The organism is Asticcacaulis sp., assembly GCF_020217185.1.
GTDB lineage: Bacteria > Pseudomonadota > Alphaproteobacteria > Caulobacterales > Caulobacteraceae > Asticcacaulis.
This window is the reverse complement of record NZ_JAIWNX010000004.1, coordinates 1-10,000: the sequence shown is the minus strand read 5'-3', so window position 1 is coordinate 10,000 and position 10,000 is coordinate 1. Positions and strand designations below refer to the sequence as shown.

The 10,000-nt window shown below is 59.2% G+C and carries 10 protein-coding genes and 1 tRNA gene; 6 read left to right on the top strand and 5 right to left on the bottom strand.

All coding sequences use genetic code 11. The features are described from left to right. On the bottom strand, positions 1-1,770 hold a 1,770-nt coding region (locus LDL37_RS00225; RefSeq protein WP_290792672.1), incomplete at its 3' end, for a TonB-dependent receptor. A 320-nt stretch (positions 1,771-2,090) separates the two neighbouring features. Then, a tRNA-Leu gene (locus LDL37_RS00220) sits at positions 2,091-2,174 on the bottom strand. Positions 2,175-2,308: 134 nt separating this feature from the next. Here LDL37_RS00220 and LDL37_RS00215 point away from each other — a divergent pair. Next, the gene (locus tag LDL37_RS00215; protein ID WP_290792669.1) at positions 2,309-2,845 is read left to right on the top strand and encodes a DUF1697 domain-containing protein; all 537 of its coding nucleotides are present in this window, start codon (positions 2,309-2,311) and stop codon (positions 2,843-2,845) included. On the opposite strand, the gene LDL37_RS00210 is transcribed toward LDL37_RS00215, so the two are convergent. Together LDL37_RS00210 and LDL37_RS00205 are read right to left on the bottom strand one after the other, a co-directional pair. Then, a complete protein-coding gene (locus LDL37_RS00210; protein ID WP_290792667.1) occupies positions 2,846-4,156 on the bottom strand; it encodes an MBL fold metallo-hydrolase in 1,311 nt (436 codons plus the stop codon). It lies immediately after the preceding gene. Then, entirely contained in the window at positions 4,153-4,845 is a 693-nt protein-coding gene (locus LDL37_RS00205) for a class I SAM-dependent methyltransferase (protein WP_290792665.1), read from the bottom strand. Before LDL37_RS00205 ends, LDL37_RS00210 begins: the two co-directional genes overlap by 4 nt. 180 nt (positions 4,846-5,025) lie before the next feature. On the opposite strand from LDL37_RS00205, the gene LDL37_RS00200 reads away from it, so the two are divergent. Together LDL37_RS00200 and LDL37_RS00195 are read left to right on the top strand one after the other, a co-directional pair. Next, positions 5,026-6,270, top strand: a complete 1,245-nt coding sequence (locus tag LDL37_RS00200) for a dicarboxylate/amino acid:cation symporter (RefSeq protein ID WP_290792663.1) — start codon at positions 5,026-5,028, stop codon at positions 6,268-6,270. A gap of 3 nt (positions 6,271-6,273) precedes the next feature. Continuing rightward, positions 6,274-6,612 carry a hypothetical protein gene (locus tag LDL37_RS00195; RefSeq protein WP_290792661.1) on the top strand — a complete coding sequence of 113 codons (339 nt, stop codon included), beginning with the start codon at positions 6,274-6,276 and terminating at the stop codon, positions 6,610-6,612. Positions 6,613-6,654: 42 nt separating this feature from the next. Here the strand turns inward: LDL37_RS00195 and LDL37_RS00190 are convergent, their stop codons facing one another. Then, complete coding sequence (locus LDL37_RS00190; protein WP_290792659.1) at positions 6,655-7,197, bottom strand: hypothetical protein; 543 nt, start codon at positions 7,195-7,197, stop codon at positions 6,655-6,657. 219 nt (positions 7,198-7,416) lie between these two features. On the opposite strand from LDL37_RS00190, the gene tig reads away from it, so the two are divergent. From tig to LDL37_RS00175, 3 genes are all read left to right on the top strand, one after another. Beyond that, the gene (gene tig, locus LDL37_RS00185) at positions 7,417-8,757 is read left to right on the top strand and encodes a trigger factor (protein ID WP_290792657.1); all 1,341 of its coding nucleotides are present in this window, start codon (positions 7,417-7,419) and stop codon (positions 8,755-8,757) included. Positions 8,758-8,878: 121 nt separating this feature from the next. Then, entirely contained in the window at positions 8,879-9,400 is a 522-nt protein-coding gene (locus LDL37_RS00180; protein ID WP_290792654.1) for a DUF2059 domain-containing protein, read from the top strand. 135 nt (positions 9,401-9,535) lie between these two features. Continuing rightward, positions 9,536-10,000: ATP-dependent Clp protease proteolytic subunit (locus LDL37_RS00175; RefSeq protein ID WP_290792651.1), on the top strand; the 465-nt coding region annotated here is incomplete at its 3' end.

Sequence of the window (10,000 nt, the reverse complement as noted above, 5' to 3'; positions counted from 1 at the left end):
GATGCGGTTATCAATATTGATGCGGTAGGCATCAAGCGTCAGCTCAAACGGGCCCTTGCGATAGACGAAGCCGGCTGCATAGTTGGTGGACTCTTCGGCCTCCAGCGCCGGGGCGCCGAGCGCTCTGGCTACCGCAGACGACGCCGGGAAGGTGCCGGTTTCAACCACCACGCCGCCCGACACGACCGAAGCCGTCGAGGTGAAGTATTGCTGTTGCAGGGACGGCGCACGGAAACCCGTGGACACCGAACCGCGCAGGGCCAGATTATCGGTCAGTTCATAACGCAGCGACAGCTTGCCCGACAGGTTGTCGCCAAAGTCCGAGTATTTTTCGGCGCGGGCGGCAAAGTCGAAGCTCAGTTGCGGCACGACCGTGGCGCTCAGTTCGGCATAGAGGCCGAAATTGTCGCGGTTGACATCGACCACATTTGACGGCTGGAAGCCGATAAAGCCCTGCGCCCCGGCGGTGGCCGAAGTGATGGGGCCCAGCGCCCAGGACTGTTGTTCGCCGGCCTTGATCTGATAGTTTTCGTGGCGGCCTTCGACGCCCAGCGCGAAGGTCAGGGGGCTGTAGAAGCCAATCGGGAACTCACGGCTGATGTCGGCATTGAGAACCAGTTGGTCATAGATGACTTCGCCGTCATAGAAGCTGGTCTTGGAAGCGGTGCCGTAAGAGGCATTCACCGAATTGAGCGTGTTATATTCCAGTTCATTGCGGCCCCAGTTGACCGAATAGTCGGACGTCCAGTCGCCCCACTGACCGCGCGTGCCAAAGGTCGCGGAATAGTTCTTCGACTTGACATTGATCAGCGGCAGGTAGCCGTTGGGATAGATGGCCGCGACATTGCCGCTGTTGCCCGGTTGACGGAAGAAGGCCGCGCTTTCGGACTCAAGGCTCTGTACGCCGCCGAAGCTATACAGCTTCCAGCCGTTCTCCAGCGGCTTGGCGGCATTGGCGAACAGGGCGATGCTTTCCTGCTCCGGATCGCCGTAACGACCGGTGACGCGGTTGGGCGTGACGCGCGGATCGGTGTCGGCTCGGTTGGTCGCTTCGCGGTTACGGTACTCACCCGAAACGGTCAGGAAGCCGTCTTCGCCGAGCGGCAGGCCGACCCAGCCGGCGACATTATAGGTGCGGCCGTCGTTTTCCTTGCGCGATGAACGGGCGGCTTCGACCTCGGTATTGTACTGGCCATAGCTGGCCGACACGCTGCCGCCCGAACGGGCTTCGCGCAGACGCAGGTTGACGACACCGGCAATGGCGTCCGAGCCGTATTGCGCCGAAGCCCCGTCGCGCAGGATTTCGACCGTGCTGAGCGCCGAGGTCGGGATGGCGTTGAGGTCGGCCGGAGCCGAGCCGCGACCGGCGGAGCCATTGGTGTTGACCTGCGCCGAGGTGTGGCGGCGCTTGCCGTTCAGCAGGACCAGAGTCTGGTCCGGGCTGAGGCCGCGAAGAGAGGCCGGGCGCACGCTGTCGGTGCCATCCACGGCCGACGGGCGCGGGAAGGTGAGGGACGGGGCGACGCGCGACAGGGCCTGCGCCAGTTCGGTCGAGCCCTGCGCATCCAGCGCGTCCTTACGGATCACATCGACGGGGGCAAGGGTATCGAGTCGCGAACGCGGCTGGGTGCGGCTGCCGGTGACGACCACTTCGGTGACGTCGCTGTCAGCGGTGGCTTCCTGCGCGAAGGCGGGCAGGGATACGAAGCTGAGGGCCGTCGTCGCGGTGAGTGCGGCGGCCAGTGTGCGATGGGAGGCACGGATGGACATGGGGAATGCTCCTGAACAGATCATGGCTTGAACTGGGCCATATCTTGGAGCGGCATAGACCCGTTTAAAGAGCTGAGCCGAGGCATATGTTCTAAGGGAGACGATTAGTTTTGCTAATTGATGTCAAGCGTGGCTTTGAATAAAAATATATAAATCAGTAGCTTAATGTGAATATGTGTGAACATTAATAAACGAAGCGAGGGCGCGCGTACATATTTAAAATCAAATGAGTAGGAAATAGTGGCAATTATGCGACGCCATTCCGGCGGCATCGGGTCGGGATGGCGACCTGAACGCGCAGGTGTCTTTAAAAAGGGAGGTGGTGCGGCTAGAGGGACTCGAACCCCCACGCTTTTGGCGCCAGAACCTAAACCTGGTGCGTCTACCAATTCCGCCATAGCCGCGCTGGCTCTCCTTTAGACATATCGGCTCGCTTTGGCTAGGGGGCGTGGTGCAATTGCGATCTGTGTGCGGAAAAAGCTGTGGCTAACGCCCCCTTCCCGTTCTATCCGTTAAGCCAAAGAGACAGGAGGCGGGCATGACGGTCTATGTGGCGCTGCTGCGCGGGGTGAATGTCGGCGGCAACAACAGGTTGCCGATGAAGGACTGGCGCGAAAGCCTTGCGGCACTGGGCCTCGATAATCCGCGCACCTATATCCAGAGCGGCAATGCCGTGTTTGAAAGCGGAAAGACCGCCGAAAGCCTGCCCGATCTGATTACCGCCGACATAGGGGCGCGGTTTGGGTTCAGGCCCGTCTGCCACGTGCTGAGCCTTGAGCAGGTCCGCGCCGCGCGTCAGGCCTGTCCCTACGCGCCGGAGGGAGAGGATGGGCACAAAAAGGTGCATCTGATGTTTATCAAGGGCGGGATAAAGACCTATGACCCTGATGGCCTCGCGGCGCTGGCCACGCAGGGCGAGCAGTTCCACATGGGGGAGGGTGTTTTTTATCTCTACACGCCGCAAGGCTTTGGCAAGTCGGTGGTGGCCGAAAAGCTGCCGCGCTTCCTCAAGGCGGAACTGACGGCACGCAATCTCAGGACCGTCGATACGCTGATCGAACTGGCGCACGGCTGATTATCCGGCAGGCGGCGGGGCGCAGACCAGATAGTTCAGGCTGAAATCGACCGTCGGCAGGTAGAGGTTGGGTGTGCGTTCAAACAGGGCCAGACTGAGGAGCTGGTTCCAGTTCGACCGCCCCGACAGCCCTTTGATGAACAGCTTGCGATCCAGGTGAATGTTGAGGGCGTGGCCTTCGGCCCGGTGGTCGCTGAGGGGGAAACGCCCGATAATGTCATCCGATGGCACCCCGTCGGCGTCCACGCTCAGGCGTTTGTGCAGGATAAAGGTGACGGTCTGACCGATCACCACGCCGCCTTGCGCCATGCGGACGCTGTAGCGGGCGTAGGCGTCTGCAAACAGGGCGTCGAGCGCGGCCGCATCCACGTCACTGTCGTCGAAATCGTCGTGCGGATAGGGATCGGAGGCATGGGCCTTAACGGCTTCGGCCTTGCTTCGGGGCAGGGGGCTGAGGGGCTGGCTGAGCGTCAGATCGCTGAGGTCCAGGCAAAGGCCGCCTTCGATATCAAAGGCCTGCGCGCGCCCGTTAAGCCGTTGGTGCAGGGCCGGAAAATCCGGCTGAGCCACCCAGCGGTTGAGGGGCGCAAAGCGCCCCGGTATGATATAGGTGCCGCCCGCCGGTATGTAGAGGCGCGGTTGCAGCACGTCGATAATGGCCGAAAACTTGTCGAGGGAGCGCGCAATAACGGCGGCCTGTTCGGCGGGACGATCAATATTGACAAAATGCTGCGGATAGCCGCTGGCGGCCCCGGTCATCAGGCAGGCGGCGTCCAGCGCGCCATAGGTGCGTTCAATGTAGTCGCGCACCGTGCGGTAGTTATCGAGCGAGAGGGGATTATCGACCTGATTGAACAGGGTCAGACCGTCACCGTGCACGATAAGCGAGGTATCGAGATCATAGTCAATCTGATCCTCAAGGCCCCCGCTATTGCTGGTCATCTGAGGCACGATACTCAGCGACAGGCCGCCGAAGTCAAACCGCGTCAGGCCCGTCAGTTCGATCACCCGCGCAGCCCCCAGCCTTAGAAGACGGTTTTTTAGCGTCTTAGTGGTGAAATCCTTTATGATGAAAGGCTTATCGAGAACACCTGAGGCTTTGAGCAGGGCCGGGTCGAAGTGATCGGCGTGGATGTGCGAGATATATATGGCGTCTGCCGAGCGCATGAAGGCGTGGAGCGCATCGGGGTCATATTCCGGAAAGCTATGCCAGCCGCCTTCATTGGCGACGCCCGCCCACGGGTCGCACAGGAGGCGCGTGCCGCCCGCTTCGATCATCAGGAACGAATTGTTCAAGTGGGTGATCTTCACAGGGGCTTTCGTCCAATGGCGAACATGGAGGTCGCGCGGCCTTTGAGCCAGTCGGGCGCCAGTCTGTTATTGCCGCGAAACGGCAGCAGATAGCGCGCCTTCCAGAAGCGGTTGTTCCCCTGATAGTACCAGTCCGGCTTACATCTTAGGCCCGGATAGACCTGAACGTCCGCAAAACCGGCCAGCTTCAGCACAAGGGCCAGACTATGCGGGGTGTAGGGTTTGACGTGGGTCGGGTCGTTATAGAAGTTGCGGAAATCCTGCTGAAAATTGGGGGTGGAGATGACCACCGCGCCACCGGGGCGCAGAAGGCGCAAGGCCTCGGAGAGGAACAGGCCGGGGTCGCGCAGATGTTCGATCACCGCCAGAGACACAAACAGGTCAAGGCTTTGCGCCTCCAGCGGAAAGGCGTCGCTTTCGAAATTCAGCGTGTCGATATCGTAACCCTGATAGGCGAAGCCGCGCGCGGCGGCACCGCTTTCCAGATAGCGGTCGCCGCATCCGGCATCGACGACACGCCCGGTGGAGGGCTGCATCACGTCGCCATAGCCGCTCAGGCGGGTGAGGGTTTCCAGCGTGCGCCATTCCCGTTCGCCCTGTGCAGCGCGGTCAGGCCCTGCCGACTGACGCAATTGGGCATTGCGGCGGTCAAAATAGCGGTTTTTCAGGGCATGGGCGGCGTCTGACATGGGCGGAATCCGCCGCCGATTCTGACCGCAGAGCAAGCCTGCGGCCGCCCAAACCCCGCGCGCAGGGGCCTGAATTCAGGACCGCTTTCCTGTGCAGTGAATGGATTCATCGGGCGTACCCCTTGCTAATACGCCGCACATGGGTAGTGTCAGGTGCAATTAGCTTAACCGGAGCCCTCCGTGAAAAACAAGTTTGCCCTCTTTATTATCGCGGCCATGGTGCTGGGTGTGGCCACCGGATGGGCCAGCAACCAGTATCTGGATGCGGCGCAACTCGAACAGGCCATTTCGATCTATGGCCTGCTGACCAAGGTCTTTCTGCTGCTGATCAAGATGATCATTGCGCCCTTGGTGCTGTTCACGCTGGTGGCGGGGATTGGCCATATGGAAGACGCGGCGGCCGTGGGTCGCATCGGCGGCAAGGCGCTGGGCTGGTTCATCGCCGCCTCCATCGTGTCGTTATTGCTCGGTATCGTGATGGTCGAATGGTTGCAGCCGGGCGCGGGTATGAACCTGCAAACCGCAGCGGACGCCATCAACGCGCCCAACACGTCGAACTTCACGCTGGAATCCTTCATCACCCACATGATTCCGTCGTCGATCATCGACGCCATGGCCAAGAACGAGATCCTTCAGATCGTTGTCTTCTCGGTGTTCGTCGGCACTGCCATCGCCATGCTGGATGACAAGTCGCCCGACATCATGCGCCTGGCCGAACAGGGCGCGTCGATCATGCTCAAGGTGACTGAGCTGGTGATGAAGTTCGCTCCGTTCGCCATCTTCGGTTCGCTGGCGGCGACGGTGGCCAAGCAGGGCCTGCCCATCCTTGTCACCTATGCCAAGTTCATCGGCGGTTTCTATTCGGCGCTGGGCGTGCTGTGGATCGTGCTGATTCTGGCCGGTCTGATCTTTGTTGGCGGGCGCATCTTCAAAATTCTGGCGGCGTCGCGTGAGCCGGCGCTTCTGGCCTTTTCGACCGCTTCGTCAGAGGCTGCCTATCCCAAGTTGCTTGATGGCCTGCCCAAGGTCGGCGTGTCGCGCAAGATCGTCTCCTTCGTCCTGCCGCTCGGTTATTCGTTCAACCTCGACGGCTCAATGATCTACTGTACCTTCGCCACCCTGTTTATCGCGCAGGCGCACGGGGTCGATTTCACCACAGGGCAACTGGTGATGATGCTGTTCCTGCTGCTCGTCACCTCAAAAGGAATCGCCGGGGTGCCGCGCGCCTCGCTGGTCGTCATTATGGCGACGCTCAGCTATTTCGGCCTGCCGGATGCGTGGATCGCCATTGTGCTGGGGGTCGATCATCTGCTCGACATGGGCCGCTCAGCAACCAATGTGGTGGGCAATACCGTCGCCTCGGCGGTGGTGGCCAAGTGGGAAGGCCAACTGGGCGACCCGGAGCCGGAAACTCCCAAGGTCTAAGCTATGCGGCGGATCGTTTCGCAATCAGATCTGGATAGGGAATACAGGTGGCAAAGTGCAGGAACGTGGTCATTGGTCTGGATGTCTCCGTTCCTCGCTGCCCTACCCATAACGCTTGTCTGGTGGCTTTTTGACAGGTCGTCCGATATTGAGACGATCTTGAGACATTTTCTTTTCACCTCGGTGGTCATGATCATCGTGCTGGCGGTGAATGTGTTTTCCGTGTCGTGGAAAATGGCATTGGGAAGCGCGCTGGCTCAATGCGCGACCGTAGCTCTGCTGTACGTGTTGTCTCCATATCTTCTCAAGCTGCTGATGGCCGCGCTGGGTCTTTTTGCCTAAGCTGACCGATTGCCGCGAAAGGCAGTTGGGCGACCCGGAGGTTCAGCCGGAAAAGGGGTAGAACCCGCTTTCGTCGCCACTCAAGGCTGCCCTTAGGGCAACCTGCATTTCCTCAGCCTTGCCGTGGAAATGTGTGTAATGCCAAGTGCTTGTGAGCAAGAGTGTCATTAGAAACGCTATTACCCCTACCCACAAACCTGAAACATTCCCTTCGACGACGAATCTCCAGCCACCAAAGAAAAGGAACATACTCAGTGCGGAAAAGACGCAGATGCCGATATTCGCGTTGTTCGGTTTAATGAATATGATAACGCGTGTCGCCTCATCGAGAGCCTCAAAACGTCCACTCAAACGCGGCGGAAAAAAGTTTCGACCGTAGTTTTGCCTTTTCAAACCCAGATTGAAGCGACCCTCATGTATACTTCCTCTGAACAGGCCAACATCCTGATCAAATAGCCTGTACTGTGGACGAGGATCGGTGGCGCGCTTTAGGCGGCGCTCGGCTTCGAGAATCGGCGCATCGACACGCCAGACGATGCGACATGTTGGTAAGAAGAGGCCTAACAGTCTGCTGAGCAATGACATCTGGGTTCGTGGGGCGACAAAAATCTATCTCATTTTAGTCTCAGGCGAATTTCCGTCAAACCCGCTTTTATCGTTGACCTTATCCCCGCTCATGCCATAAGAGCGCATCTTTAAATTTGCCGCCCGCGGTCTGCGCGGGCGGTTGTTTGTCTCTAACGGCGAACCGCGGAACGAACGCGATGTTCGGTAGCTGCCCTTCGCAACAGGTAAAATAGATCGATGCAAGTCGTTGAAAAACTGAATGAAGGTCTGTCGCGCGTCTATGAAGTGACCGTGGCCAAGGACGTCCTGGCCGCCAAGCTCGACGCCAAGATCAAGGACATCGCGCCCAAGATGCAAATCAAGGGCTTCCGTCCGGGCAAGGTGCCCGCGGCGCACGTTCGCAAGCTGTATGGCAAGGAACTGATGAGCGAAGTCCTTCAGGAGCAGCTCAACGAAACCTCGCAGGCGACGCTGGAGCAGCACAAGGTGCGCCCGGCCAGCCAGCCGGAACTGAACCCGATCGGCGACATCGACGCCGTGATCAAGGGCGAGGCCGACCTGGCCTATGAAATCTCGGTCGAGCAAATGCCGGAATTCGAGCCGGTCGATCCTTCGACCCTCGAACTGAAGCGTCCGGTCTATGAGCCGACCGATGAGGAAGTGAACGAGCAACTCGAAAACATCCTCAAGCAAACCAAGTCGTATGAGCCCAAGGGCGGCAAGGCCCCCAAGGCGGCTGACGGCGACAAGCTGAAGATCGACTTCGTGGGCAAGATCGACGGCGAAGTCTTCGAAGGTGGCTCGATGGAAGGCGCTGAACTGGTCATCGGTTCGGGCCAGTTCATACCGGGCTTCGAAGAGCAACTGATCGGCGCCAAGAAGGGCGAAGAGCGCGTGCTGAACGTGACTTTCCCGGCCGATTACGGCGCGGCCAATCTGGCCGGCAAGGCGGCGACCTTTGAAACCACCGTGCACGAAATCTCGGCCCCCAAGGACGCCGTGGCCGACGATGAGTGGGCCAAGGGCCTCGGCCTCGAAGGTCTTGACGCGCTGAAGGACCTGCTCAAGGGCCAGTTGCAACAGCAATACGCTCAGGCCGCCCGTTTCAAGATGAAGCGCGCCCTACTGGACATCCTCGACGAAAAGCACTCGTTCGAACTGCCGAAGAAGATGCTGGACGCCGAATTTGCCGGCATCTGGCAGCAGGTCGAGCAGGACAAGGCCGCTGGTCAACTGTCCGAAGAAGACGCCGCCAAGTCGGAAGACGAGCTGAAGGGCGAATATATGAAGATCGCCGAGCGCCGCGTGCGCCTCGGTCTGGTCCTCGCCGAAATCGGCACCAAGAACAATGTGCAGGTGTCTGAGCAGGAAGTGGCGCAGGCCATCGCTCGCGAAGCCCGCAACTTCCCCGGTCAGGAGCGTCAGGTGTTCGAGTTCTATCGTCAGAACCCCGCCGCCGCCGCTCAGATCCGCGCCCCGATCTATGAAGAAAAGGTCGTCGATCATATCTTCGCCATCGCCAAGGTGAGCGAGGAGCCGATCAGCAAGGAAGACCTGCTGGCCGACGAAGAGGACTGATCCCGTTTCGACGGTATTGCCGGAATAAGAAAAGCGCAGGAGAAGCATCTCCTGCGCTTTTTTGTGGGCACGCCGTTTGTATCTGCTATGCAAGGCTGTCATTTTTTTAGGGGGGAAGGCCATGCGCCGTTTTCTGATTGCTGTCACACTGCTTTTCGCCGCCGCCGGCCTGACCCCTTCGGCCATGGCTCAGGAAGCCGCCACGCCGGAAAAGATCGCGCTGGTGAAGCGTTATTTTGCAGCCATTGAGTTCGATCAGACGATGGATCGCATGACCAAGGCCATGGTCCCGATGATGGTGAAGCAGGCTAAGAACCTGGACCCTAAGGCGGACACCAAAGATATGGAGGCGATGATGTCTATCAGCCTCGAGATCACCAAAGAGCATATGCCCCAGATTCTCGATAGCATGACCAAGGTCTATGCCGAGGCCTTCACCGAGGATGAACTGAAATACATGGTTTCTTTTTACGAGGACCCGCGCGGCCGTGCCATTATGCGAAAGACAGCGGACATGACGCCTAAGATGATGGAGGCCATGTCGAATGTTATGCCGGACATGATGAAAAAAACGCGCGAGAGGATGTGCGCCAAGATCAACTGCCCGAAACCGGTGGAGTTCAAACCGGAGGGAGGCCAGTAAGGCGCTTTGCGTTTCTCCACTTGAAAACGCGCAGGCAAATTGCCAATTTAAACGCGACAGGGACTGCGCATACCTTCGGTTAATCAAATCAGCCTTAGATGCGGTCTCATAACCCATAACGCTTTAGGGACTTCCATGCGCGATCCAGTCGAAAACCTGACCAGCTACCTGATCCCCACGGTCATCGAGCAATCGAGCCGCGGTGAGCGCGCCTACGACATCTATTCGCGGATGCTGAAGGAACGCATCATCTTCCTCACCGGTCCGTTTGAAGACGGCATGGCGACCTCGATCTGCGCTCAGTTGCTGTTCCTTGAATCGGAAAACCCGAAAAAGGAAATTTCCATGTATATCAACAGCCCCGGTGGTCAGGTGACCTCGGCGCTGGCGATCTACGACACCATGCAGTACATCAAGTCGCCGGTCACCACCGTGTGCATGGGCATGGCCGCTTCGGCGGGCTCGCTGATCCTGCAAGCCGGTGAAGCCGGTCAGCGTATCTCGCTGCCCAATTCCAAGATCATGGTGCACCAGCCGTCGGGCGGGGCGCGCGGTATGGCTTCGGACATCGAAATCCAGGCCGAAGACATTCGCAAGACC